Origin of the sequence: Blastopirellula sediminis, assembly GCF_020966755.1 — a bacterium.
Lineage (GTDB): Bacteria > Planctomycetota > Planctomycetia > Pirellulales > Pirellulaceae > Blastopirellula > Blastopirellula sediminis.
Genome location: NZ_JAJKFT010000004.1, coordinates 1,487,638 through 1,511,196 on the forward strand (window position 1 = coordinate 1,487,638; position 23,559 = coordinate 1,511,196).

Genomic DNA, 23,559 nt, shown 5'->3' on the forward strand with positions numbered 1-23,559 from the left:
GTCCTGCCTTTAAAGGGTTATGGATTGAGCACTGGTCCAGAGATCTGCTTGGCGGCGTCTTGGACAACGAAAAGACATGAGACCGCCGCGGTATCCGCGGCGGTCTCAACTATTTAGGGGCGATCGCTTTTGAAGTCGCGAGGGCACACTTTGCCCATAGCCCGATCGATGGCTTTTTGTCTTTGGCGTTCGCTGCGCAAAGGGATCGGCTTCCCCTCAGCAACTGAGGTCATGCGCATCGAAAAGCGCTCCAACGCTTCGACGCTTGTGTAGCGTCGCCCGCCAATCAAAGCAGATTCGAGCTTGACGCCGCGAATACCGTGGAGTCGCCAGCGGTGGAGGGTGCTGATATTCGGGCGACCTGGGAGACGCCGGGCGGCTTCGGCGAAAGAGAGGAGGCTCTCAGAAGAAATCTCAATGCTCATTTTTGTGGTCTCGCAATAAAACGCAGAACGCGAATAACTGCGATTAGTTAAGCAAGAATGAGATTAGGAGTCAGGTGTCAACTTAGTCGATAGTTGGGGGAAACCAGTCGCGGGTGACTGTAACAATTCCAAAGGTGGCGAATCTGGTCGATAGTAGCCGACGTTTCCTTTTCGCTGATTTGAAAGGCGTCCATTTTTCATCAGTTCTTTTAGTCCGCCTTTTTTGTAGAGGCGAGATCCGTCGCCTCCACAAACCGCATCGGCTAGTTGTTGTTTCGTCATGTTTTTCCCGTTAAGCACTTTGAGTATTTCCCTTTGAAGCGGCGTGAGAAGTTCAAGGGTTGGCTCAGTGGCTTTTGAATACGCGACATCTTGTGATTGCGACGGACTTGCAATACCCAGAGCGAGGCAGTCGCGAATGCGGCGATCGAGATCAATCGTCTGGTTAGCAATCGTCGCAATATGTGGTAGCTGAGCCGGATCATCTCTGAGGTCCTGTTCGGGAGTGTCAACGACGCTTGCGAGCGTTTCCCTGATCGGCATCCATGGCTTATTCAAGGCAATGCGAGCAAGGTCCACGACCTCAGGTTGGCTATCTCAGCCTTGTTCAACTAAATCCGCAGATCGTCGCAATACTTCTTTCAATGAGATCGCGCTTCCAAGTTGCGCTTTATCTTTGGTGATTGAAAGTTTCAAGCGGAAGCGTGCAACAGCGGCCCCTAACTCTTGCCAAGGCTTCATCGGCCCTACGATGGTCTCTGAAAGAGACATCAGTTGAGACCATTCCGGATAGCCCTTTGAACTGGACTCGTGGAAGAAATGGTACTCGGTATATTTCCGGCCTTTGGGCGTCTTGCGAGGTTGAGTGAGTTCTACAAGCTTCCGGCAGGCTATCTGGATCTTTTTCGCGGTCGTACTTGTAATTTCTGCCTTCAGTATCTCGAGTGAGTCTGTGATTTCCGCCACCGCATTTGGTACGGCATTGACTGTACCCTGCTCGCCGCGGAAGAAACCGCACAAGACTTGCCACTTTCGGATGAACACACAATCGTGCCCAAGCACATAAGCTGCCCAAGGTTTTAGGTTTGGCGAGGGTGACGTCTGCACCGCAGCCTGGTCAACCGAATTCTTCCCGTTCATTTGGTCGCTTGCACTAGGTCAAGATCAGCCAATTTGAGCACTCGTGAGAACCGAGCGTAACTGGCAAATCGCCGAGGAGCAAGCGACGGAGACAAAATTCAGCGGGCGGATTTACCCGACTTTTCGCGCGATTTCCTCCGCGAGGGTGAGGTCTCGTTCAGCGTAAACCTGCGTGATGTCCGCGGACGCATGTCCACAGATAACTTGGGCGGCCTCTAGCCCAAATTGATGCCGAATATCCGTGGCGGCTGTATGACGCAGTTGATTCGGGTGCCAATGTGGGATCGGTTCAGGCTTGCCTGGGCGTTCCTTGTTGGCCCGCACGACGGCACGTGCAATCGCACGGCGATAGCTATCCTTGGAATAAGAAGTCTTGGGCGAGCGGCGTTTGACCTGTTTTACGTTGGTCCCAGGTCGATTGCCGTAGTTGATAGGCGTCACGCGTCGGCGATGCAGTTCCGCTCGGCGGATTACCTCCGAATCGCGAGGCGAAAAGCAATGCGATTCCAGGCCGCGCTCGAGGTAGGGGGCAAGCACTTCCTGGGCCTGTGGTCCGATGAAGATAACGCGTTGGCGGCCATGGTGCTCGGTCTTGTGGGTCTCGGGAACGTATCGCCAGACCGGTTGACTACGGTCGATGTCGATGGGACGTAGGCTGCAAATTTCGCCTGGACGAGCGGCAGTCAATCGTTGAATGCGAATCATGTCGGCGACGACGGAAGGGAGGAACGGCAGTGTCGCGTCGACGACTGCATCCGCGACCGGCAGGATCGGCTCCGTTTCCGGTGCCGTGGTTCGTCCCTTCTTCAGACCCTCGACGGTTCGCAGGGCCTCGTAAGTTGACGCTGGGACCAATTCCTCCGATGCTCCCCACTTGAAGACTTGCGGAATGATCGCGATCAACTTGTTGATGTAGCGTCGCGAATTGCCGGTGTCGATGAGCGTTTGGCGAAAAGCTTTCAATCGCAGGGGACCAAACTCCACCGCGGGAGTCGTCCCATAAAGCTTGCAAAGTCGTTCTGTGGCCAACCGGATGTGATTGATCCAGGGAGATAACTTGCCCCCTTTGCGATAATACTGCTCGGCGTGGTTCTGATAGGCCTCGCATAGTTCTGCTAATGCGAGGTCATTTGCATCAACAGGGCGGTGGGGAGTTGACTTTTGGTCGGAGGTCGCCAATTCAGCAATCAGGCGACCATATGCCTCATGACTCTCGTTGGAGCCGTGCTTCCCCAGGTAGATCGTTCGGCCAGAAACCCGAACGTACGCTTGGTCAGAGGGGGCGTGATGACAGTACTTCGGAACTCGCCGTTTTCGCATTGCAGTAACTCCTGAAAACAGAACTGCGTAGTACTACGCACTTTTCTGTGGTTTCAGGCTGCATTGCCAACCGTTGGCAAGTCGTTCTAAGCTCTTGCGTCAGCCAAGCTTAAAAAAAGTGGCGGGGGCCGGATTTGAACCGACGACCTCGAGGTTATGAGCCTCGCGAGCTACCTAGCTGCTCCACCCCGCGACATTAACTCCTACTAGCGACGTGATGGCCGCTGTTGGAAGTGGTGAATTGTAAAGGAACTGTGATCAGTGTCCAGGGGACCGGCCGAAAAAATTCGTGTGCGATTTAATTCGGTCCGCGATTGTCTCGTGAATACGTCGCGAATGCTTGCATGTTGGTTTTCGACGCGGAAAGCCGCGATCACGAACGACGCAGGCGGACTCGTCAAAATCGACAAAATCGGCGCGAATTCCTCGTGCGGCGGCATGAGTACATTGCCGGTTCCTTGCCGCTTAAAAAACCGACTGGTAGAGTGACGTAACCCCTTTTTTCGCTGGTATTTTGGCCGTCTTAGGTATAGCGGTCTTGGAGCTTGTGGATGTCGAGCGAAGAACATCCGAAAGACCGCAACAAGTCGCCCGAAAAGCGACCTGCGCCGATTTCGCAGCCGCCGACTCCGCCGCCAACGCTACCAGCGAGCGGTGACGAGGCAAAAGCGCCGATCTCTTTCGGACACGCTCCGCCGCAACAGGTTCCCAATTATTTTCCGCCGCAGGGGCAATTTCCTCAGCCACCGCAATACCCGCCTTCGCAATACCCGCAGCCTGGACAGTATGGTCCGCCGGGTCAGTATCCGCCGGCTGGACCTTATCCGCCACAAGGGCAGTATCCGCCGCAGGGATCGTATCCTCCGCCGGGACAATATCCGCCGACGGCTCCGTACGGAGCGCCAGGATATCCAGGGCAGTATCCGACGCAGTGGCCAAGTGCGCCGCAGCCGCCGGGGCCTCCAACTCCTCCGCCGACAAGCGAAGCGCCGCTGGTTCCGCCGAGCGCGCCAGTCGAACCGCCTGCGATGAAGTCTCCCGCGCCGCAGCAACCAGCGCCTGCTGCACCGAAGCCGCCGACTTCTCCGAGCGCGAAACAGCCGCCTGCTGCGAAGCAGGAAAAGCCGCGCGATCCGAGTGAGAAGCAGGAGCCGCCCAAATGGCGCGGTGAAACGAAACCCGCGAAGAAACAGACGAAACAGCCCGGGGAGAAAAAAGCCGCGGCGAAAGAAACTCCGAACGCAACGCCTGCCGCCAAGCCAGCGGAGTCGCCAAAGTCGGCGCCGCCAGCGAAGCCAGCTCCGCCGGCATCAAAGCGTGAAGAAAAAACGGCTGGCAAACCGGAGGACAAATCAGCGCCGGTCGAGAAGATTCCGACTGATCGCAAGGGCTTGCCGCGGCAAGCGCCGAAGCGAACGGCGCCGGAGATCGTCAGCGCCGAACTTCAGGTCTCCGAGCATGAGGCGCCCGCGGAAGACTTGACCGCCAAGTCGACGCGGATGATGCCGCCGTGGATGATCAGCACGATCGCTCACTTTGTGTTGGTGCTCGCGCTGGCGATGTTCGTGTTTACGCCGCGTTCAAAACAGAACATCGTTGTGGAGGCGACTTACGCAGAGCGTCTTGGCGAACAGCTCGATATGATGATTCTGGACGAAGACGACTTGATGGAGGACGACGTCGTCGGCTTCGACATCACGTTGTTCGAGTCGGAACAGCCTCCGCCGGAAGCGCTCACCACGCTTGCCGCGACCGGAACCAAGTCGCGACAAGAGGAGGTCGAAAAGCCTGGCGTCGAATTCAACTTCCGTGGCGAAGGGGGCGGCAAGAAGGCGCTGCTGAAAGCGTACGGTGGAACGGCGACGACCGAGCAATCGGTCAAGGAAGCGCTCGATTGGCTGAAACGCAATCAGCGCCGCGACGGCTCGTGGAGTTTGAAGGGCCCCTACAAGGATGGCGCTGGGATCGAGAATCATATCGCCGCTACGGCGATGGCCCTTTTGGCGTTTCAGGGAGCAGGGCACACGACGGTCGACGGCGCCTACACCAAAGAAGTGTCGCGCGGTTGGGACTTTCTGTTGTCTCAAATGGACAACGATGGGACGTTCATCAGCGGCGAGATGGCGAATCAGCATCGCCTCTATACGCAAGCTCAAGCGACGATCGCGCTGTGCGAACTGTACGGTATGACCAAGGACGAAAAGTACCGCAAGCCGGCGCAGCGCGCGATCGATTATGCGGTGCGGATTCAATCTCCCGAAGGTGGTTGGCGCTACACGCCGGGGGATGGCGCCGATACGTCGGTGACTGGTTGGTTCGTGATTGCTTTCGCCAGCGCCAAAATGTGCGGGCTCAACGTTCCCGAAGATACCTTGCAGCGAGTTGGCGGGTTTCTCGATAGCGTCGCGAAAGAGAACGGCGCTCGCTATACCTATCAACCGACGCGCAACCAGCCGCCGACGTTGTCGATGACGGCCGAAGGTTTGCTCTGCCGGCAGTATCTGGGATGGAAGCAGGAGGATCCGCGTCTGCAAGACGGCGTCGACTTCCTGGTCTCCAATCCGGTCAATTGGAAAGAGCCGGACGTCTACTATTGGTACTACGGGACGCAGGTGGCGCATCACTTCGAAGGTTCGGCCTGGCAGAACTGGAACAAAGTTATGCGTCAGGCGATTCCGGAGCAGCAGGTGAAGGTCGGCAGCGACAAAGGAAGCTGGTCGCCCGACGGCGACAAGCACGGCGTGATCGGCGGTCGACTCTTTATGACTTGCTTGTGCGTCTACATGCTGGAAGTCTATTACCGGCATCTGCCGATCTACTCGAAGTCGGAAGTCCTTTCGCTGCAGTAAAGCCACGCGGAGATGGCGTCCCGCAAAGTCGACTTTGTGGCTTGGAATTTACGCATCGCGTCCCCTCCGTCGGGTTGGTATACTGTCGAGGGACGCCCCCGCCTTTTCTCTCATTCCTAGAGACGTATGAACGCTTTTCTCCTCGTTTGCCCTCACTGCCAGGCTCGCTACCAACTCCCCAATGCCGACGCGAACGGGAAAGCCGTCACCTGCAAAAAGTGCGGTCAGAAGTTTACCGCCAAGGTAACGAAGCCCGCGCCGCAAGCCGCCCCAAAGCCGGAACCGACGGTCGATGATCTATTCGGTGATTTCGGCAGTTCGTCAGCCGCGTCGTCCGATTCGTTTGGCGCCTCGTCGACCGGGGCTTCTCCGCTAGGAGCTATGCCGCGGAGGAAATCGTCTGGCAAGCAATTCCCGTGGGGGATGGTCGCCATCGGCGGTGGAGCGGTCGCGATGTTGGCGATCCTGGTCGTCGTGGCGATCTCCGCAATCGGGGCTCTCGGCTCCGGCAATCTTGGCGGCGTCGCTGGGCTTTCAGGTTCCAACGCGTCAGCCGACCAGGCATACGCCCAGCATACGAAGATGGCGGATGAGCAGTACGTGGTGCTAGTGAGTTTCGTGGAGGCCTGCGAAGCTGTGCAAAACCAAGATCAGGTTCCAGCGTTCTTAGAGAAGGCCCGATCCGTCAACCGACAGATTAACGGCCTCGCTGATAGGATTGGGAAGCTCCCGCCCCTAGACGATGAACGTACCGAACGACTGCGGCAATACGTCCGACAACAAATGGCGCCGCTCGAACCGCGCTTCCGAGCTTCGGCCGAAAACCTGGGCCGCTTTCGCTCGCCCGAAATGGTTCAGGTGATGTTAGATTTTCAGGCGGCCGGACGCGCCATTGATGTGGCCGTCGCCGAAGCGCGGCAGCGTCATGATCGGCAAGTGGCCGCATCCCCAAAAAGCGACGGCGGGGCGAAGCCGGCAGATATCGCATCGAACCAGCCATCGATTCCGTCTCCGCAACCATCTTCCCCAGCAGAACCGCAATCGCCTCCGCCAACGACGAGTACGCCGTGGCGCGAGTCAGGCGGCGCAAAAAGTGGAGGCGACGTTGGCTCCTACGGGGATATCGCCGATGCACAGTACGTCCTGCGGACGGAGTTTGTTTCCGCGGTTGTTGACTATCAGCGTGGAGGCGATCCCGCCGTGCTGGTCGCGAAGCTGGAGGGAATGACCGGTCGGATGCGCGACCTGACCAATCAGCTGCGTGATCTTCCGGTGCTGCCGTATGATCGACTCCTTGAATTGCAGACGCTGCAAAATGGGAAGCCCTATTCCCGCGACAATAGCCACACTGCCGCATATAAGAAGGTGCTGGATTCCTCCGAGAATCAACTCATTTCGGCGGCGATGGACTTTTGGGCGGCGGACCTCGACGTCTCCTTTGGGATCGAGTCGACGAAAACCGGCGCAGGATCGGTCACAACGGACCTCGCCAAGCATCGTCTGATTAACGCGGAGTACATTTCCATTTTCGAGACGAAAAATGACATCGTGATCTCCATCATCACGGAACAAGGGGACCTCGCGACGATCATTGCCAATATTCGCAACCTGAACGGCCGGTTTCAAAAGTTGATTCAACACCTGAGCCCGATGTATGAACTCGATCGAAATCTGCAGGCGGGATTGGAAACGATGCAACAGCCGCGATTCGACGACATCAAGGTGAAGCGCGCCCATGCCGAGCAGCGCGCCAGACCAGGACGCAACCAGGTGCAACCGGAAGAACTGCGTGCGGCGTGGCGAGGCTTTGACGAGCAATTCGACGATCTTCGTGCGGTGAAACGGGGGATGACGATTCGTGGCGCCGGCGATATCGGCGTCGATCGCCTTAACCGCGAGCCAGAGGCCGAGCCGATGGAAGCGCCGATTGAAGCGAGAGTCGTCGAGGAAAGCGACAGCGATAGAAAGCTGGCGCAAGCGGAACGGGACCGCGCTGCGGCCATGCAAAATGGGGGGCAGACGGGTGCGTCCGGTGGCGGCCAGCTTGACCCTGCTGGATTTGGTCCTCCCCGCGGCGGAATGCGGCCAGGATTCGGTCCGCCAAATTCCTCTTCGTTTCGTGATCAGGTTGGCGCCGAGAATACGGTGACGCTAGAAATGCCAAGCCTGAAGTCCGAACAATTCAAGGAGATGTTGCGCCGGCTGGAAGGTAAGGTCGACACCAAAAACTACTCAAGTCAAGGAATCGGCCGGCAAACGATCACGCAGATCAAGTACAGCGGCGACATCGCTGAACTCGCCAAACAAATTGATTTCGGCGAGGTCTCGGAGGTATTGGTCGAGGAGCGAACGATTCGCTTGAAGTCGATTTCGATTCCTGAGTAGTAGACGCCGCTTGCGCTGCGGGCCAGCCTTTAGCTGGCCTGGTTGCTTTCCATCTCTTCCGGCGGCTTCGCCCAGCGCATTTGCCACGGAGGTTCAAAGACAAAGTACGCCAACAGCGAGATTCCGGTGGCGGCGATCTCGAGCGGAACCGGAAACGTCTCGGCCAGCCATGGCTCTAAGAACGTTTCGTATCCCCGCGGCTGATGAAGCCCCCAAACAATCGCGCCGGCCAACATGCTGGCAGGGCCAGACCAACGATTTCGCGGATCGGTATAGATGCCGAAGACGAGCGGCACGAAGAGCCCGACCAGCGTCATTGCGTAGGCGCCCTCCAGCAGTTCATACGCCGTTTGGCCAGTGTAGGCCATCACCAGCGCGCCGGTCGCGACGATGAGCGTCGCGATGCGATTGAGCAGCAGTGGTTCGATCTTGGTGCAGCGGCTGAGCAGGTTCTGGGCCATGACGCTGGAAGGGGCGATGATCGCGCTGTCGATCGTCGACAGGACCGCCGACATCAGCGCCAAGACGAAGATGATCGCTACCGGCGGACTGAGAAACGCCGCTGCTAATGTTGGCAAAACGCTGGCTTCGATCTCGTGCGGCAGCAGGTTCGCCGCCAGGCCGAGTCCCACCGGGATTAGCCCAAAGCTTAAGTACGCCACGCCGGCAATCAAGCAGGCCCCTTGAGCGACGCGGGCGCTTTTGGCGGCGAAGACCCGTTGCATCAGGTCTTGTCCCGGCAAGTTGCCAAGCGTCGCGACCATCAAGACGGCGACCCATTCCCAGAATGCGGACGCACTATGTCGCGGAACCACTTGCAGGTGTTCGCCAGGCGTCTGAGCGAGAATCTTGGTGTAGCCAGCCAGCAGTTGTCCCTCGCCGATTTCCCACAGGACGACGAACGCCAGGACGATCAGGCCAAGCAGCACGAGCGAGATCTGTACGGCGTCGGTCAGCGTCACCGACCACATGCCGCCGGCGACGGTGTAGCCGGCGCCAACGATCGCGACCGCCGCTATGCCGATCGTCAGGTCGAGCCCGAAATAGAGTTCGAGCATCTTGGCCAGGGCGATGTACTGCGCGGCGATCCAGCCAAAGTAGCTGGGGATCATGATCAGCGACGCGACCACTTCGGCGAAGCTGCCATATTTGCGCCGATAAAGATCGGGAAGCGTGAGCAACTTCATCCGCCACAGCGGACCGGCGAAGAAGAGCCCGGCCAGCAGAAGACAGAACCCGGGCCCGATCGGATCGAGCGCCGCCGCTTGCAGGCCTTCGGCGCTCACTTCGTCGGCGGCGGTCAACAGCGTCCCGGCGCCAAACCAGGTCGCCAGTAGCGTCATCCAGGCCAACGACAACGGCAGCTTGCGCCCGGCGACGATATAGTCTTCGCTACTCTCGACTTTCCCCTGGGCGACGAACGCCAGCGCGTACATCACGATGATGTAGATCGCAATAACGATCCCTAACGTCCATTTCAGACCGACGCCTATTTCCATTCACCGCCGCTCCTGCCAGAAAAACATGGGGTATAGCCGCGTTATCTTAATCTGGTAAAGCGGGGTTTGCCTAGCGAATAGAGGGAGCGATGGTTCGCTCACCGAAGCCGTCGCCAGATTTCGCACAGCAGCCGCTGCGTCGCTCTGCCGCGATGGCCGATCAATCGCGTCGCGGCGGGGCTCATCTCGGCAAGACGCCGGCGATACTCGACGATTTCCAAGTGGGCGTCGTAGCCGATGCCAAATTGTCCCCGTGCCTCATCGCGGATGCGTCCATGACACTCGCCGATCGCTTCGCAAAAGATCTCGCCGGTAGGATCGGCGATCGCCAGGTGACAGACGAAGCGGGCAGCTCGTTTGGCGAGGGGGACGTCATGCAATGCCGCGACTAGCTTTGCGCGATTCTCTTGCGCGGTCGCGTTGTCGCCGGCATAGCGTGCGGACCGAACGCCGGGGTCTCCGCCAAGTGCGGCGACTTCCAGCCCGGTATCATCGGCCAAGACCCATTGGCCGGTCTGTTGGGCGTAGCCGATCGCTTTTTTCAGCGCGTTCTCGCGAAGCGTTTCGCCATCTTCAACAACCGGCGTAGCGCCGGGGAAATCGCGGAGCGATTGTAGCGGAACGCCTAGCGGCGACAGCGAAGTCTCCAATTCCTGCACTTTGTGCGCGTTGCCGGTCGCGATCAGCAGTGCAGGGAAGGGGAGCTTCATCGGTTTACAGGATCGCCAGCGGATTGCGACGTTCTTCCAAGGTGCCGCGGGTGACGCCGACGCGATTGAGCGCCTTCAGTTCGGTCCAGACTTCTTTGCCGGTGATTTGTCCGGTTAGTAGCGACGAATAGAGATCGAGCGTGTTGTAAACTTGCGACTTGGTCGCTTCGTCAAGAAGTTCGACGCGGAAGTAGCGAATGCCCAAATCGACGAGCGCCGCGACCGCTTCGGCGCCGCTTTGCGGAGCGGCGTTGTAGAGCGTGTTCCGGCAGCCGACGTCGGCGGTCAGCAAATGTTCGCTCCCGACCCGATCGCGCAGACGGACGACATGCGTATCGCAGGGGCGCCCACAGTTGGTCTTGTTGGTGCCAGGGGAAAGGACGGAGCAGAAGACGCAATGCTCCATGTGGAACATCGGCATATGCTGGTGGACGACCACTTCCAACAGTTGCGTCGGACTGCGGCGGACCATCTCGAACAATTGCTCGCGATTCAAATCGTACGACGCCGTGATTCGCTCAGCCCCTTGGCGGCGAAGGAAGTCGACGGTCAGCTCATTCGCCGCGTTCAGCGAGAAGTCGGCGACGCTGGCGATCTCCCGCTCGCGATAGAAACGCAGGCCGGAAAGGTTGCGGACCAGGATGCCGTCCGCCTTTTGTTTTTCGAGCGCCTTGAAGATCCCCATCTCCCCCGGCTTTTGGATGCGGGGAGTCGCCAGGTAGATCTGTGCGCCGGCGGCATGCGAGATCGCGACGGCCTGGCGATATTCGCGGATGTCGGCGAAATCGGCGTAGAGCCGCTTCATGCCGATCTCGCTCGCCCAGGTCAGTTGATCGAGCGTGCGACAAAGCAAGTGCAAGTGAGGCGTGTCGTCGGTGGGGACATTTGCCGGGATCGCTTCCCGCAGTCGCGGCAACACGGCTTGGGGATCGACGGCGTGAGCCCGGATCGACGCGGCGCGGCGAGCGGCGGTCAATTGCTCAACCATCTGCTTTCGCAAGGCGCCAAGCACGCTCAGCGGCGCCATCGGTTCGCCGGAAATGTCGGCCGTCAGCTGCGTCAGGCGGAAGCCGGTTTCTCCCAACCGCGAGAACTGTTCCTGCAGCGTCTCGGCGGAGAGAGGATGTTTGCGGGCCGCTTCGAGCGGTTGTTCGGTTTGCAGTTGCAGCTGGGGCAAGTCGGCGACGGTCGCGATCAATTGCAGCGGTTGATCGACGGCCGCCGTGACGTGCAAATGTAGATCAACGTCGCGCGGCGCGATTTCGCCGTCAAACGACTTTCGCAGCCGGCGATTCAACTCCGGATCGTCGCTCTTCCAGATTTTTTGGCCTGGGTAAAGCTGCGACAGGTCAATCGCGTCCCGCATCAGCGCCATCTCGACGACGCCGTGCGAAACTTCCCCCTCGATTCGATTTTGTCCTCGGTAGAGAGCGAAGACGCGACCCCCTTGTTCCTCTCCGGCGCTCCGGTCGCCGTCGAAGACGATTCCGTCGCCTGCTTTCAAAGCTCGCCGGAGCGCGATCTTCACTCGTTGGCCTTGCACCTTTTGCACTTCGCCAACCAGGACGCCCCGTTTGGCCGAACTGATCGCCGGCACGAGCATCTTGTGATCGCAGCCATGCAGCCAACCGACCGAGAACCCGCGAGAGAACGACAGCTCCATCTCTTCGACGTTGCGCGGCGTGAACTCAACCGGGCGTCCGGCGACGGCGGCGTCGATCGCGGTGCGATAGTGCCGCGTGATGTTGGCGACATATTCCGGCGTCTTGAGTCGCCCTTCGATCTTCAGCGAGACGACGCCGGCTTCGATCAATTCCGGCGTGACCGCAAACCCGGCCAGGTCTTGCGGGCTGAGCAGGTACTTTTGATCGCCCAGGTCGACATCCTCACCGTCGCAGATCAACTCGTAGGGCAATCGACAGGCCTGGGCGCATTGGCCACGATTGGCGCTGCGGCCGCCGAGCGACTCGCTGGTCAGGCATTGTCCGCTGTAGGCGACGCAGAGGGCGCCATGGACGAACGCTTCGAGCGGCATCTCCGTTTCGGCGTGGATGGCCGAAATTTCCGGAATCGAGAGTTCGCGGGCCAGCACCACCCGTTCGACCCCCATTTCGGTCGCCAAGGCGATGCACTCGGCGCTGGTCATCGTCATCTGGGTCGAAGCGTGGATGGGTAGCGTTGGTGCGATCTGGCGGATCATGCCGACCAGGCCGAGGTCTTGCACCAACAGGGCGTCGACGCCGGCCGCAGCGATCTGGCGAACGAGGAGTTCGACCGCTTCCAGTTCTGGGGAGAAGGCCAGGGTATTGAGGGTGACGTAACCGCGGACCCCATGCCAATGGAGGAACGCCATCAGCGGCGCCAGGTCCTCGACCTCAAAATTGTTGGCCCGGGCACGCGCGTTAAACCCGCTGGTCAGCCCAAAATAGATCGCATCGGCGCCGTTGGCGACCGCCGCTTTGGCGCAGTCCCAATTGCCGGCGGGCGCCAGAAGTTCCGGGGCAGCACGATGTTCTGACATAGAAGAAGCGATCACTAGAGGGTGGCGTAAACCGCCATTCTAGCAATCGCTTCGATGGTTCGTCAGGCGATTTGCTGCGGGTTTCCCCCGGCAACCGCTTTCTATTTGGTCAACTCGACCGTCAGCGTGTTCGACCCAGACACGATGGTGACATTGGGAGCGGCTGGTTTATAGCCGCTGTAGGGTGCAGTAGGCAGCGATTGGCCCGGCTTCAGGTCTTCCGGAATCGTGACCGGCGGGGGCGAAAAAGAGATTGTTCCGCTTCCGATAACGACGCCATCGCCATCCTTGTAGGTGGTCATCTTAAAAGTGCCGTCCGATTGGATGGCGCCGGAGCTTGGCTTGCCTTCGACGGCTGGGATGAAGGTAATCGTCCCTCCATTTACCGGCTTTCCGTCGGCAGTAACGGTTCCTGAGGTGGGAGCGAGCGCCGCTCCGTTTTGATTACATCCAAAGCACCAAGCGGTCAAAGGCAGAATCAAGGCGAGATGAATTAGTTGTTTCATGGGCTTGCTATTGGTCGCCGAAAGGCCTGTTGTTGGGTGAGACTAGAGGAAAAGCTCTCCGTCGCAACCGCGACGGAGAGCCTCTTTTGATGAGACTGACGCGGAGCGTGACTACGGCAGGGTCACTGGCACGCCGTCATTGCGGCTGCCGATCGCGCGATAAACCGACAGATTAACCGTTTCCGGCACAAAGTGAACCGAACCGTCGCAGAACAGGAACTGGGCGCCGCCGGGGTGTTGGCTGCCGAAGCTCTGATCCGATTCGTCGGTGTTGTCCTTGCGGTTGATGTAGTAGGCGGTGTCCATGATGCGGAGGTTGGCGCTGATGCAGCGACCGTTGCAGCCGCCGCCGTTACCGCCGGCCCAAATCGGGAAGCGACAATCATTGGTCACTTGCGGAGTCGCGCGGTAGGTAGCCGTCACTTCGCCGATAGCGACAGTGTTGCTGGAGCCGTCGGTGATCTGCGCGAAGTTGGTCATGAACGTGTTGTTGTTTTCGTTGTCGAACAACAGCACGCCGTTCTGACGCGAGCCCGAGAACTGAGCGCAACCGTAGTAGTAGTTGCTGCCGTCATGCAGCACGCCGTCACGCATTTCCCAGCCCATGTTGCCGAGGTAGTTGCTCTTGCCGTTACCTTCGTCGTCTTGCCGCGGCAAAATGTCCGAAGGGCAGATGAACGCGTCCAGCGCCGAAGCTCGCAGGGGTGCGTCCCAAGCGCCGTTGCGATTACGCGACCATTGATTGCACGTGTCGATGTTGACGGCGTCGGTGCACGGGGCGCTCAGCTTGTGGCGGCCCGGACGAATCATCAGCACGACTTTCTCACCGCCGGTGCCGGTATAGCTGGTGATCTGGTCATGGAGATTTCCCAGTTCCAGCTGCGGCAGGAGGTGGAAGCCGAAGCCGAACGAGTCATTGTCATCGTCGGTTTGACCGTTCGGAAAATATTGGTACGTGTCATGGAAGTTGTGCATTGCCAACCCGAGTTGCTTCAGGTTGTTGCTGCAAGACATGCGACGAGCCGCTTCACGAGCCTGCTGAACCGCGGGGAGCAATAGCGCAATCAACACGCCGATGATCGCGATCACGACCAGGAGCTCAACCAGGGTGAAGCCGGACCGGCCCTTTCTTGGGGAAATGATTTGCATGGGGCGATATCCTTATAACGGAAGATTAGGAAGAGAATTGACTCGCGAATAAAGCCGAAAAAGAACACAAAGGAAGAGTTGGTATCGGCAGTCCGTCATGCGACGTCACTCGCCGATCGAATCGCTAGAGGGGAAATTAATTACGTCCAGGTCGCATTAAGGGCGACCAGAGAGAATAGGAAAAAGCACAGAATTAATAAAAATATAGTATCTTCGCTTCGTATTGCTTGTCTAGAGCTTTTGTTATCCCGGTAAGCAGTTGTTTGCAAAGAATTTATGTTTGTGTGCAAACTAAGAGGGCGTCTGCGCTATAAAAAGAGAGTCAATTTGTGAGTTTTGGCGCAGAATGGAAAGATTCTCAAGGTTGCCGCGGATTTTTGTTTTGGATTTGATCGTTGGCGACTCGGCGAATCGGAAGCGTTAATTCAATCAAGCCATTTCTTGGGGGAGCCGACCGGGGAACGGGTCGTCGCTACTGCCGCAGAGCTACTTTTTGTCGCGCAGGCGAAGCGTTGGAGTGCCGCTATGTCCCGTGTGGCAACCGGTGCAGAAGTGGGTGAATCCCATTCTGGCTCCGCTGTCGTGGTCGCCTGCGAAGGCGAAGAATCTTGGGGCGTCGCCGTGCTCGTCCTGCGCGATCCCTTCCCACTGAACGACATGACCTTTCGCGTCAAAACCGTCGGCGACCCAGGAGACGCGTTGAATTCGAAGGCGTCTTGCTCGACTTTCGTTTCTAGCAAGAGTTCAAACTTCTCGAGCATGCGATTCGTTTCTGGTTCGTCAAAGCGATCGCGATGGAATGCGTAGACGCGAATCGTTTCGTCAGGCGAATGCTCTCGGCGGTCGCATTCTCTGCGGGCCAATCTTGGTCGGCGACGTACAAGCCGTAACGTACCGCTTCCCACTCCGCATGTTCGTCGGGCGCCGCGGAGGAAAGGAGCATCTGGCCAGGAGGCAACGGACCAGGTGTGGCCAAGCTCAATGGCCGGTCTTTCGCATCTTTGGCCGGCAGGGATGCTCGATTGCGAATTCGCCGAAAAAATTGAATAAATCGGCGAATTAGGGGGAGCGACGAAGCCGCTTCATCATTTGCTTCGTCACCAGAGGAAGCGCTCCCAGCAATGCGAACGCGACCAGAGTCGGCCAGCGGACGATTGCGCCGAGACCTTGTTGTTGGATGGCGCTCATCGACGGGAGACTGGCTCCGGCCGCCACATAGACGATTGTGCCGGCCAACATCCCGAGTTGGCTGACCCACCAGAACGTCCACAAACGGATCGGCGTCAGCCCCATCAGTAGATTGACGAGGAAGAAGGGGAAGACCGGAATCAAGCGAAGCGTAAACAGGTAATACGCTCCCTCCGCTTCAATCGACGCGTTCAACTTTTCGAGCCGCTGTTGATATCGCCGCTGAACCGCGTCGCGAAACAAATAGCGGCTGAGAGAAAACGCGATTGTCGCTCCCAGCGTCGAAGCGAAGCTAACCAGCGTGACTCCGGCGACCGGGCCAAACAGCCAGCCGTAAAAGAGCGACAACAGCGCGGCGCCAGGCAGCGAAAGCCCCGTGATCACGACATAGATAACGAAGGCGCCGGCGTAAGCCGTTAGCCAATGCTGCTGCTGAAAATCGCGCAGCGCCTCTTCTCGTGCGACCAGCGAGTCCAGCGACAGATGCCGGCCAAAAAAGAAATAAACGAGGCCGATCGAAAGGAGGCATACCAGGGCGACAATCCAACGCCAGTAGCGCGGTCCGGCGCTGGGGGACGCCGGCGGTTGCAGTTCCGATTCGTTCGCTGAGTTGGCCATTCAATGGATTGAAGTGCAGGGCGGATGAATAAAGTACAGGCGGACTCGTCCAAGGTGTGCCACTGCTGGCTTGCCCAGCAGTGAAACGGCTTTGCGATGCTCAGTGACTCCGAGTACTCCAATCCGCCGGGAGTTTGGTGATCGCAGGGAGGTCCCTGTCAATTGGCGAATCAGGGACGAGTATTCGTCTAGCGCTGGACCATTTCCAGTCGACTGCACGTGCGCAGAGCCTTCTCTTTACTGGATTCTCATGGAGATAGTCAATCGACAACATTGTCGTCGTTGGATTGGTGATATTACGGTCGTAGCCGGGGCCTTCTTGCCAGAATCGAAAGGTCTCGACGCCCGGTCGTTGTTCAACCGTAAGTCGTTGAAGCAGCGGGCTGTTGTGCAGGAGAAGAAGTTGTTTGATTCTGTAGGAAAACGGCCGCTTGATCGCTCGTAATAGCTCTGGAATTGGGGAAGCGTCATGTTCCGGAAAGACGAGTAGATGAATGTGCTCAGGCATATAGACGAATGCAATTAGGCGATAGTGATGCCGGTCGATCGCTCGTTGAATGCTCTCGGAGAGCATTGACCGCCAAGTATCGTTGGTCAGGAGTTGCATCCGCTGAAAACAAGAGAAAGTCAGTTCATGAAGATGGCCTGCTTCATGAAAGTGCTTAATCAATTTTCGCCGGGGTGGGTTCATGCCCCCAGTTGTAGGCTCTGCGGCACTGCTGGACAAGCCAGCAGTGGCACCCAGTTCTTTGTAATAAAGAAATACTAAGACTTTACTTCTTCTTTGATGCCTTTGTCTTTTTTACCTCTTCTTTCTTCGCCGCTTGTCGAGCCCGAGTAAGACGGGCTTGTTGCAGCGGAGTCCAGGCTTCGAGGTAGTCGATCGAGCGGATCGCCATCGTCGTTTCGATCTTCACTTCCGCCGGACCTTCGCTGGCCCAATCTGCCCGGAATTCTCGCAATTTTGCCAGGAATTTGACGATGCGATCCTCCATCTCCTTGATGTCGTCGACGGTCTGATACTCCATTCCCATGATCGGTCTCCCAGGACGAAAAAGGTTTCCTCGCTTCCATCTTATTGCCACAGAATAGCTTACGTCAAGAGTTGGAAAAGTCTTAGACTTTCGTGAATAATTCTTGTGCTTTAAGTCTTGCAAAAGTCTAAGACTTTTCTTAGAATGTTCTAAGTCATTGGGGGTTGGAGAGGCCGCTGGGGACGCCGCAAATTCTGGGCGTTTCCGGGCTTGGGCGATCTTCCATACGTGGAGCGGAATGGGTAACGAAACTTCCAAATCGCGGGGGCCTTGGATGCTTCTTCTTTCTCCTCCGGCGGCGCCGACGCCGCTCAGCTATTACCGGATTCGCTCGATCCAGGACAAAGTGGACGGCGTCTATTACTGGCTGAAAGCGTCGCGAACACCGCAGCAGCAGGCGTTGTTCGCCGATCTGAAAGTCGCGCGTAATTTGCTCTGCGACTTGCCGGTGTTGCTCGCCGCCGAACGGGCGGAAGCGGATCGTCGCTGGCAAGCGGCGATTCAAGCGCTGTCACCGAAGCGAACCAACGAATCAATCGGGTGGAGCGAGATCAACGAAGATCACCCGCAGCGTCATCATTTTGAAAGCCACGAGACCGGCGTCGGCTGCTACGAGTTCCACGCCGAGTTCCATTTCGTTCGCGGACCGCGCGGCGATCAGCTAAACGGCGTGACCATCACCGACGCGCGACGTCTGGAAGAGGAGGAACTGGTCGAAGTGACGAACCCCGCCGAGTTCCGTTTGCTTGCATGCGAAGCGGAAACGTGGTGGGAGGCGCGACAATGAAGCGAGAATCAGCCGCCAAAACCAAGACCGAGTCTTTGGCGGAACGAGCTGCAACGAAAACTTGCCCGGCGCTTTACCAGGTAGTCGCCGAGTGCCAAAGCGAACGGGATCAGCGTCAGTTGTACATCGAACTGAAAGCGAAAGGATACCGATGTCGATTGTTGAATCTGTAGTCTCCTGTCGCGTGCCTGACTCTTTTCGCGTGCAGATGGTCAGCGGGATGTTCGACGTTTCGCTTGACGAAAAGCTGACTGATCGTTTTGCGATCGAGCTGCCGAGCGATGACGATTGGCGGGTCGGCTTGATCGTCGGGCCTTCCGGTTCGGGCAAATCGACGATCGCCGCGAAAGCGTTCGGCTCGCAGGTTTATCGCGGCTTTCGTTGGCCGAAGCGAAAAGCGATTGTCGACGCGTTTCCAGCATCGCTCGAAACCCGCGAAATCGTCCGCTTGTTGATCTCGGTCGGGCTCAGTTCGCCGCCGGCGTGGTGCAAGCCATATCACGTCTTGTCGACCGGCGAGCAGTTTCGCGCCGACCTGGCGATGTCGTTGGCGTCGAACGAATCGCGGATTGCGTTTGACGAGTATAGCAGCGTCGTCGATCGACGGACGGCGCAGATCGGCTCGGCGGCGCTCCGCAAATCGATCGACGCCGGTCATATCGACAAGCAGTTCGTCGCGATTACCTGTCATCGAGACGTCGCGCGTTGGCTGCAGCCTGATTGGGTTGCGGACATGGAAACGGGGCGACTCACGCGGAGGCGTCTTCGGCGACCGCAACTTCAACTGCAAATCCGCGGCTGCGACCATCGACAGTGGCCCCTATTTGCGAAGCATCACTATTTAGATCCCCGTTTGAACCCGGCCGCCCGTGCGTTCATCGCTACGCTCGATGACGAGCCGGTCGCATTTGCGGCGGTCCTGAATCATTTTCGCAAGCACGCGTTTCGCTTCACGCGACTCGTGACGCTCCCCAGCTTTCAAGGAATGGGAATCGGCGGAGCGCTGCTTGACGGCGTGGCGGCGCATCTGGTGGAAGAGGAACACGCCGACGTCGTTTCGATCAGCGGCAGTCACCCGGCGGTGATTCATCACTGCAACGCATCGCCACGGTGGGAGTTTCGCCATTTGAAAAAGACAGGCCGCCGCGCTACCGGCTTCTTTCGGGAGCATCCCGACTGGAAAGTCTCGCTCGGCCGAGCGGTCGCCTCGTTCCACTATCGCTCTTAACACTAGCCCGCAGCGCAAGCGAGGGAATGCGTGCGCAAGAGTTCGTAGCTTGGGTGCAGCGAAGCGAAACCCAACAATGCGTTACCTCATTCAAGGTGGGTTGCGCAAGCGAATTGCGCTGAACGAGCCTGGTGTCGCTCTATACGCTTGATTCACCCACCCTACGTGAATTCGGGCGACAGTCGTTTCCTTGCAAGCACATTCCCTTGCTTGCGCTGCGGGCTAGTGTTTTTGTTCTCTCCCCCTCTTCAAGGAGTTTCTTCATGACGCGTATCACATCCGCGCAAGCGGCGGTCGTGGCTCGGCAAATTGAATTGCAGTTGGCGCAAGGAAACTTCTCCGCCGCCGACCAGATCCTTTCGCGGTGCGTGGAAGAGGTGCGCTTGCAGCGCCGCGAGTTGTGCGATGAGTACGCCTTGCCGCGGGAAGTTCCGCTCACGCGATTGAGCTTGGAGCCGCAAGTCTTGGAAGCGTTGGAAACCGTGAACATCACGACCGTCGGCGACTTGCAGGGAGTGACCTACGAGCAACTGCTCGAGGTGCCGGCGATCAACACCACGCGAGCGAGCCAGGTACGCGACAGCGTGCGGCAGTTAGTGCGCGATTTTAAGACACGCAGCTTTGAGCAAGCGCTGTAGGCGTACCAAGCGGATTCTGAAGGAGGCGCAAGCGGCGCCTCATCGCCGACGGTAACGTTCGCCCGAGCCAATCGGGTGAGCGAACGCCCCACGTTTGCGCTTCTCTAACCATTTCACCCTCGGAGCGACGTTTGATGGTCACGACTTTTACCGACAAGCTGTCTGAATTGCTCGCCGACGCCCAGGCCAAGTTGCGACAAGGCTTTTCCTGGGACGCGCTGAGCGAGGCGTTTCTCACCTTCCTTCATGGCGCGATGCTCGCCGCCAAAGACGAGCTGCTGAATCCTGGTCCCGAAAAGAAAGCGGCCGTGCTCGAGTGGGTCGGCGCCTTTTGGGATTACGTCATCGCCAACGTGCCGCTGCCGACCTGGCTTTTTTGGATGAAGCTGCCGTACGTACGCACTGCGACTCGCAGCGTCATTCTGACGATCGCGGCCGGTTTGATTGAAGCTCTCTACGCCCAAAACCTGGAGCAATTCCGTGCTAAACATTTTTCTACTCGCGGCGTTGGCGTTCGGCGTTATTGGTCTCGTTTCGCTCGTCTGGGCCCCTGCGCAAAAGGCGCCGGCCAGCAGCGGCGGACCAGCGCCGACGCCGATGCCGCTGAAGTTGATCGCGAAGAATCCGCAACCGATCGAAGCGGCGCCAAGTCCCAATCCGGTCGACGCGTTTCGCGCTTGGTTCTGCGTCGTGCGGCCGGTGCTCGTCGCGAGCGGCGCTACGAGCGAAGAGATTCGTCAGGCGGGACTCGACCTGGTGAAGCACTTAATCATGGAGGCGCCTAGCGATGAAGCCTAACCTCTTCTTCCTGCTGATGGCGTTGATGTTGGGGGCGGCCGGGCTATCGCAGCTCGATCTGCTGCCAACGATCACGCCGCCGCCGGAAAACCCCGGCGAGCCAGACTTGCTCGCCGCGTTTCGCGAAAGCGACGCTCACAGCGAAGCGAGCCAAGACGCAAAGCGTTTTGCGGAGTTATGCGATGCGATCGCCGCGGTAATCGAATACGACGCCGCGCGACCCGAGCCGCACCTGCGGAGCGGCGTACAGCTGGAAAACCTGCGGATGATCGCTCGCGAAACGCAACTGAGCGGCGGCAGCTACGCCGTAAAGTACCCGCATCTCGGCGGCGAGATCAAAACGTATCTCGACAGCCAGATCGGCGTCGACGGCGGCGCACTTTCCGACGACCGGCGACGCAACTGGATCGCCGGCTATCGCCAACTGGCGAAGTCGGCCCATTACGCCGCCGACTATCTCGCCTGGAAGCAGTAGCCGTAGGGTCCGCTCTGCGGACCAGACAACACTAGCCCGTAGCGCAAGCGAGGGAATGCGGCCAAAACCAAATGACGAACGTCGAAACCAGAATGACGAAGGAAGCACGCATGTCGAAGGACTATCATCATCCGCCAGGCTCACGCTGGGGAGTTCTCTTCCTGGTGTTGATCGGCACGATTGCCGGCCTGGCGTACTTTGCGAGTCGCGAGAATCCGTCGGATGTTCCTGAAGAAGTGAGCGGCGACGTTCAGGTTCAACCTGGAAAACCGTCCGCCGACGTCTTGCCAGGCAAGCATCAACCGCCGGTCGCGTTGTTCGGTTACAAGCCGCACCCCAATGAAACACGCCAGTTCCTCAGTACGTTGCCGCAGCCGAAGTTGCGGCAAGCGGCGCCGCAACTCTTCGCGGCGCGGGGACCGCCGCAAGACGCTTTTTTGTACCGCGCTTTGTACAAAGCGTACCGCGACAAATTCGGAACCGATTGGCAAGTTGGCCGGCAGGGGATCGGCGATTGCGTCAGCTGGGGTTGGGCGCATGCGTGCGACATCCACCTGGCGATCATGTACTGCCAGGGAGACAGCGCCGATTGGCGCCCGGTCGCGACCGAGTCGATCTATGGCGGTTCGCGCGTCGAAGCTCGCGGCGTCAGTCGCGGCGGCTATTCCGATGGAAGCTACGGCGGCGCCGCGGCGAAATGGGTCCGCGACTACGGCCTGATTTTTCGTGAAGCCTATCCCTCCGTCGACCTTTCAGCTTACTCGTCACGACGCGCCAAAGATTGGGGGAACTATGGCAACGGCGGCAAGGATGACGCCGGCGCCCTCGATCGGGAAGCGCAAAAGAGCCCAGTGCGAACCGTCGCGCTCGTCTCCACCTTTGACGAAGCGGCCGCGGCGATTCAAAGCGGCTATCCGGTGCCGGTTTGCTCGGGCCAAGGGTTTGCGAGTACGCGGGATGCGGAAGGATTCTGCAAAGCGTCGGGGAGCTGGTCCCACTGCATGTGCTTTATCGGCGTGCGGCATGATCGCCGCGGGCTCTTGTGTTTGAACAGTTGGGGACCGACTTGGGTAAGCGGGCCGAAATGGCCGGCCGACATGCCGGACGGTTCGTTTTGGGTCGACGAAGCGACCGTCAATCGGATGCTGCGGCAGAACGACTCGTTCTCGGTCAGCGGCTACGACGGTTTCCCCTTTCGCCAATTGGATCATGCCGCCTGGGTGCATCGTGCGAAACAGGACGAGCCAATCTACGCTCTCGCTTTATAGGTGCTGCGATGAAAGTTTTGACTGCCGGTTTGTTTGCGTGCGTGCTGTTGCTGGGTGGACTTTTGCTGATGGAGAAGGCGGACGACGTGCTGAATGGTCCTGTTCCGTCCGATGTGCAGCGGGACAGTTTGGGGAAGCGATTCGTCCGCGCGCTGGCGAATTGGATGATCGACAAAGGAATGCGCGACGCTCCGCCGCAGCAGAGTTTCGATCCGCCTCACCGAATGGCGATCTACGCGCCGCCGACCAGCGAACTGTTGCTGCATGACGGCGACCGCATCAACCACGCCGAAGGCTGGTAGCCAAACACTAGCCCGCAGCGCAAGCGAGGGAATGCGTTTGGCTAAATGACGAATGTCGAAACCAGAATGACGGATCGTTTGTCACTCGCCATTCGTGCTTGATTTGCAACCCCATTCCCTCGCTCGCGCTGCGGGCTAGTGGGGGAGACGACTCGAGAAACGCATAGCAAACAGGAGATCCCATGAAACGCAAAATCTCACAAGCCGCCAGAGCGACTGTCCGGAATCTGGCCTGTCTAACGTTGATTCTAGGATCGCCGGCGCTAGCGATCGCCAGTGAAGCGGCTCGGGCCAACGCGGCGGTTTGCCTGGCGTATGCGGCGGTGGTGAAAGAAGTTCCGGAGTTGGTCACGCCGGTGGGACCGGCTCCGCCGGAGGTGGTTCCGGCCGAGCCGACCAATTACCGCGACGCCTACGAGCTTTACAAGAGTCGCCAGCGGCCGTTGGTGGTGATGGTGACGGCAAGTTGGTGCCCTTATTGCCCGGCGATGAAAAACGAATTGCTGGGGATGAAGCGGGAAGGAAAGTTGCCCGACGCGTCGGTGGTGATCGTTGACTATGACCAGGATCGCGCGACGGCCCGCACCGTGATGGGATCGCAGCGAACGTTGCCGGCCTTGGCGGTTTACCACTATGTCGGCGGCAAGCCGAAACAGTCGCGACCAGCGAAAGCGGCCGAAGTGCCGCGGGTGTTGGCGGAAAGCTAGACGGTGCGTTGT

The 23,559-nt window shown here is 58.7% G+C and carries 24 protein-coding genes and 1 tRNA gene; 12 read left to right on the forward strand and 13 right to left on the reverse strand.

Annotated features, from left to right (window positions below):
• Window positions 1-113: 113 nt before the first annotated feature.
• The 5 genes from LOC68_RS09690 to LOC68_RS09710 form a co-directional block, all read right to left on the reverse strand.
• Complete coding sequence (locus LOC68_RS09690) at window positions 114-425, reverse strand: DUF1580 domain-containing protein (RefSeq protein ID WP_230218104.1); 312 nt, start codon at window positions 423-425, stop codon at window positions 114-116.
• Window positions 426-488: 63 nt separating this feature from the next.
• Window positions 489-968 carry a hypothetical protein gene (locus LOC68_RS09695; RefSeq protein WP_230218105.1) on the reverse strand — a complete coding sequence of 160 codons (480 nt, stop codon included), beginning with the start codon at window positions 966-968 and terminating at the stop codon, window positions 489-491.
• Window positions 969-1,022: 54 nt separating this feature from the next.
• Window positions 1,023-1,565 carry a hypothetical protein gene (locus tag LOC68_RS09700; protein WP_230218106.1) on the reverse strand — a complete coding sequence of 181 codons (543 nt, stop codon included), beginning with the start codon at window positions 1,563-1,565 and terminating at the stop codon, window positions 1,023-1,025.
• A gap of 111 nt (window positions 1,566-1,676) precedes the next feature.
• A complete protein-coding gene (locus LOC68_RS09705; RefSeq protein ID WP_230218107.1) occupies window positions 1,677-2,885 on the reverse strand; it encodes a tyrosine-type recombinase/integrase in 1,209 nt (402 codons plus the stop codon).
• Between the two features lie 119 nt (window positions 2,886-3,004).
• Window positions 3,005-3,078 (reverse strand) — tRNA-Met (locus LOC68_RS09710).
• Window positions 3,079-3,436: 358 nt separating this feature from the next.
• Here LOC68_RS09710 and LOC68_RS09715 point away from each other — a divergent pair.
• Together LOC68_RS09715 and LOC68_RS09720 are read left to right on the forward strand one after the other, a co-directional pair.
• Window positions 3,437-5,734 carry a prenyltransferase/squalene oxidase repeat-containing protein gene (locus tag LOC68_RS09715; RefSeq protein ID WP_230218108.1) on the forward strand — a complete coding sequence of 766 codons (2,298 nt, stop codon included), beginning with the start codon at window positions 3,437-3,439 and terminating at the stop codon, window positions 5,732-5,734.
• Between the two features lie 126 nt (window positions 5,735-5,860).
• Window positions 5,861-8,119, forward strand: coding sequence for a zinc-ribbon domain-containing protein (locus LOC68_RS09720; RefSeq protein ID WP_230218109.1), 2,259 nt, complete (start codon window positions 5,861-5,863; stop codon window positions 8,117-8,119).
• A 29-nt stretch (window positions 8,120-8,148) separates the two neighbouring features.
• Here LOC68_RS09720 and LOC68_RS09725 read toward each other — a convergent pair whose 3' ends face one another.
• The 5 genes from LOC68_RS09725 to LOC68_RS09745 form a co-directional block, all read right to left on the reverse strand.
• On the reverse strand, window positions 8,149-9,618 hold the full coding sequence (locus LOC68_RS09725) for a sodium:solute symporter family protein (RefSeq protein WP_230218111.1): 1,470 nt from the start codon (window positions 9,616-9,618) through the stop codon (window positions 8,149-8,151).
• 98 nt (window positions 9,619-9,716) lie between these two features.
• Window positions 9,717-10,328 (reverse strand): non-canonical purine NTP pyrophosphatase, encoded by a 612-nt coding sequence (locus LOC68_RS09730; RefSeq protein ID WP_230218112.1) that lies wholly within the window; start codon window positions 10,326-10,328, stop codon window positions 9,717-9,719.
• A 4-nt stretch (window positions 10,329-10,332) separates the two neighbouring features.
• Window positions 10,333-12,849 carry a DUF3656 domain-containing U32 family peptidase gene (locus tag LOC68_RS09735; RefSeq protein ID WP_230218114.1) on the reverse strand — a complete coding sequence of 839 codons (2,517 nt, stop codon included), beginning with the start codon at window positions 12,847-12,849 and terminating at the stop codon, window positions 10,333-10,335.
• Between the two features lie 101 nt (window positions 12,850-12,950).
• The gene (locus LOC68_RS09740) at window positions 12,951-13,355 is read right to left on the reverse strand and encodes a hypothetical protein (protein ID WP_230218115.1); all 405 of its coding nucleotides are present in this window, start codon (window positions 13,353-13,355) and stop codon (window positions 12,951-12,953) included.
• A gap of 111 nt (window positions 13,356-13,466) precedes the next feature.
• A complete protein-coding gene (locus LOC68_RS09745; protein WP_230218117.1) occupies window positions 13,467-14,504 on the reverse strand; it encodes a DUF1559 domain-containing protein in 1,038 nt (345 codons plus the stop codon).
• Window positions 14,505-14,840: 336 nt separating this feature from the next.
• Here LOC68_RS09745 and LOC68_RS09750 point away from each other — a divergent pair, with 336 nt between their 5' ends.
• Window positions 14,841-15,311, forward strand: coding sequence for a hypothetical protein (locus LOC68_RS09750; RefSeq protein WP_230218119.1), 471 nt, complete (start codon window positions 14,841-14,843; stop codon window positions 15,309-15,311).
• Between the two features lie 252 nt (window positions 15,312-15,563).
• Here LOC68_RS09750 and LOC68_RS09755 read toward each other — a convergent pair whose 3' ends face one another.
• From LOC68_RS09755 to LOC68_RS09760, 3 genes are all read right to left on the reverse strand, one after another.
• The gene (locus LOC68_RS09755) at window positions 15,564-16,310 is read right to left on the reverse strand and encodes a TVP38/TMEM64 family protein (RefSeq protein ID WP_230218120.1); all 747 of its coding nucleotides are present in this window, start codon (window positions 16,308-16,310) and stop codon (window positions 15,564-15,566) included.
• Window positions 16,311-16,410: 100 nt separating this feature from the next.
• Window positions 16,411-17,001, reverse strand: a complete 591-nt coding sequence (locus LOC68_RS28765) for an REP-associated tyrosine transposase (RefSeq protein ID WP_390623354.1) — start codon at window positions 16,999-17,001, stop codon at window positions 16,411-16,413.
• An 82-nt stretch (window positions 17,002-17,083) separates the two neighbouring features.
• Window positions 17,084-17,344, reverse strand: coding sequence for a hypothetical protein (locus tag LOC68_RS09760; RefSeq protein WP_230218121.1), 261 nt, complete (start codon window positions 17,342-17,344; stop codon window positions 17,084-17,086).
• A gap of 274 nt (window positions 17,345-17,618) precedes the next feature.
• Here LOC68_RS09760 and LOC68_RS09765 point away from each other — a divergent pair, with 274 nt between their 5' ends.
• The 9 genes from LOC68_RS09765 to LOC68_RS09805 all read left to right on the forward strand — a co-directional run bounded on the left by LOC68_RS09765 (window position 17,619) and on the right by LOC68_RS09805 (window position 23,547).
• Entirely contained in the window at window positions 17,619-18,131 is a 513-nt protein-coding gene (locus LOC68_RS09765; RefSeq protein WP_230218122.1) for a hypothetical protein, read from the forward strand.
• Complete coding sequence (locus tag LOC68_RS09770; RefSeq protein ID WP_230218123.1) at window positions 18,128-18,304, forward strand: hypothetical protein; 177 nt, start codon at window positions 18,128-18,130, stop codon at window positions 18,302-18,304. Before LOC68_RS09765 ends, LOC68_RS09770 begins: the two co-directional genes overlap by 4 nt.
• Window positions 18,305-18,315: 11 nt before the next feature.
• Window positions 18,316-19,359 carry a GNAT family N-acetyltransferase gene (locus tag LOC68_RS09775; RefSeq protein WP_230218124.1) on the forward strand — a complete coding sequence of 348 codons (1,044 nt, stop codon included), beginning with the start codon at window positions 18,316-18,318 and terminating at the stop codon, window positions 19,357-19,359.
• 263 nt (window positions 19,360-19,622) lie between these two features.
• Window positions 19,623-19,997, forward strand: coding sequence for a hypothetical protein (locus tag LOC68_RS09780; RefSeq protein ID WP_230218125.1), 375 nt, complete (start codon window positions 19,623-19,625; stop codon window positions 19,995-19,997).
• A gap of 134 nt (window positions 19,998-20,131) precedes the next feature.
• Entirely contained in the window at window positions 20,132-20,782 is a 651-nt protein-coding gene (locus tag LOC68_RS09785) for a hypothetical protein (RefSeq protein ID WP_230218127.1), read from the forward strand.
• A gap of 2 nt (window positions 20,783-20,784) precedes the next feature.
• Entirely contained in the window at window positions 20,785-21,270 is a 486-nt protein-coding gene (locus LOC68_RS09790) for a hypothetical protein (RefSeq protein WP_230218128.1), read from the forward strand.
• 110 nt (window positions 21,271-21,380) lie between these two features.
• Window positions 21,381-22,538, forward strand: coding sequence for a hypothetical protein (locus LOC68_RS09795; RefSeq protein ID WP_230218129.1), 1,158 nt, complete (start codon window positions 21,381-21,383; stop codon window positions 22,536-22,538).
• A gap of 8 nt (window positions 22,539-22,546) precedes the next feature.
• Complete coding sequence (locus tag LOC68_RS09800) at window positions 22,547-22,840, forward strand: hypothetical protein (protein ID WP_230218130.1); 294 nt, start codon at window positions 22,547-22,549, stop codon at window positions 22,838-22,840.
• A gap of 182 nt (window positions 22,841-23,022) precedes the next feature.
• A complete protein-coding gene (locus LOC68_RS09805) occupies window positions 23,023-23,547 on the forward strand; it encodes a thioredoxin family protein (RefSeq protein WP_230218131.1) in 525 nt (174 codons plus the stop codon).
• Window positions 23,548-23,559: the final 12 nt, after the last annotated feature.

What these genes read in the sequence shown, in the direction of transcription:
- LOC68_RS09725 (WP_230218111.1), bottom strand. Translation starts at nt 9,618, where the DNA reads ATGGAAATAGGCGTCGGTCTGAAATGGACGTTAGGGATCGTTATTGCG.
- LOC68_RS09760 (WP_230218121.1), bottom strand. Translation starts at nt 17,344, where the DNA reads ATGGGAATGGAGTATCAGACCGTCGACGACATCAAGGAGATGGAGGAT.
- LOC68_RS09785 (WP_230218127.1), top strand. Translation starts at nt 20,132, where the DNA reads ATGGTCACGACTTTTACCGACAAGCTGTCTGAATTGCTCGCCGACGCC.
- LOC68_RS09780 (WP_230218125.1), top strand. Translation starts at nt 19,623, where the DNA reads ATGACGCGTATCACATCCGCGCAAGCGGCGGTCGTGGCTCGGCAAATT.
- LOC68_RS09805 (WP_230218131.1), top strand. Translation starts at nt 23,023, where the DNA reads ATGAAACGCAAAATCTCACAAGCCGCCAGAGCGACTGTCCGGAATCTG.
- LOC68_RS09695 (WP_230218105.1), bottom strand. Translation starts at nt 968, where the DNA reads ATGCCGATCAGGGAAACGCTCGCAAGCGTCGTTGACACTCCCGAACAG.
- LOC68_RS09740 (WP_230218115.1), bottom strand. Translation starts at nt 13,355, where the DNA reads ATGAAACAACTAATTCATCTCGCCTTGATTCTGCCTTTGACCGCTTGG.
- LOC68_RS09700 (WP_230218106.1), bottom strand. Translation starts at nt 1,565, where the DNA reads ATGAACGGGAAGAATTCGGTTGACCAGGCTGCGGTGCAGACGTCACCC.
- LOC68_RS09800 (WP_230218130.1), top strand. Translation starts at nt 22,547, where the DNA reads ATGAAAGTTTTGACTGCCGGTTTGTTTGCGTGCGTGCTGTTGCTGGGT.
- LOC68_RS09770 (WP_230218123.1), top strand. Translation starts at nt 18,128, where the DNA reads ATGAAGCGAGAATCAGCCGCCAAAACCAAGACCGAGTCTTTGGCGGAA.
- LOC68_RS09745 (WP_230218117.1), bottom strand. Translation starts at nt 14,504, where the DNA reads ATGCAAATCATTTCCCCAAGAAAGGGCCGGTCCGGCTTCACCCTGGTT.
- LOC68_RS09705 (WP_230218107.1), bottom strand. Translation starts at nt 2,885, where the DNA reads ATGCGAAAACGGCGAGTTCCGAAGTACTGTCATCACGCCCCCTCTGAC.
- LOC68_RS09795 (WP_230218129.1), top strand. Translation starts at nt 21,381, where the DNA reads ATGTCGAAGGACTATCATCATCCGCCAGGCTCACGCTGGGGAGTTCTC.
- LOC68_RS09720 (WP_230218109.1), top strand. Translation starts at nt 5,861, where the DNA reads ATGAACGCTTTTCTCCTCGTTTGCCCTCACTGCCAGGCTCGCTACCAA.
- LOC68_RS09765 (WP_230218122.1), top strand. Translation starts at nt 17,619, where the DNA reads ATGCTTCTTCTTTCTCCTCCGGCGGCGCCGACGCCGCTCAGCTATTAC.
- LOC68_RS09755 (WP_230218120.1), bottom strand. Translation starts at nt 16,310, where the DNA reads ATGGCCAACTCAGCGAACGAATCGGAACTGCAACCGCCGGCGTCCCCC.
- LOC68_RS09735 (WP_230218114.1), bottom strand. Translation starts at nt 12,849, where the DNA reads ATGTCAGAACATCGTGCTGCCCCGGAACTTCTGGCGCCCGCCGGCAAT.
- LOC68_RS09690 (WP_230218104.1), bottom strand. Translation starts at nt 425, where the DNA reads ATGAGCATTGAGATTTCTTCTGAGAGCCTCCTCTCTTTCGCCGAAGCC.
- LOC68_RS28765 (WP_390623354.1), bottom strand. Translation starts at nt 17,001, where the DNA reads ATGAACCCACCCCGGCGAAAATTGATTAAGCACTTTCATGAAGCAGGC.
- LOC68_RS09790 (WP_230218128.1), top strand. Translation starts at nt 20,785, where the DNA reads ATGAAGCCTAACCTCTTCTTCCTGCTGATGGCGTTGATGTTGGGGGCG.
- LOC68_RS09715 (WP_230218108.1), top strand. Translation starts at nt 3,437, where the DNA reads ATGTCGAGCGAAGAACATCCGAAAGACCGCAACAAGTCGCCCGAAAAG.
- LOC68_RS09730 (WP_230218112.1), bottom strand. Translation starts at nt 10,328, where the DNA reads ATGAAGCTCCCCTTCCCTGCACTGCTGATCGCGACCGGCAACGCGCAC.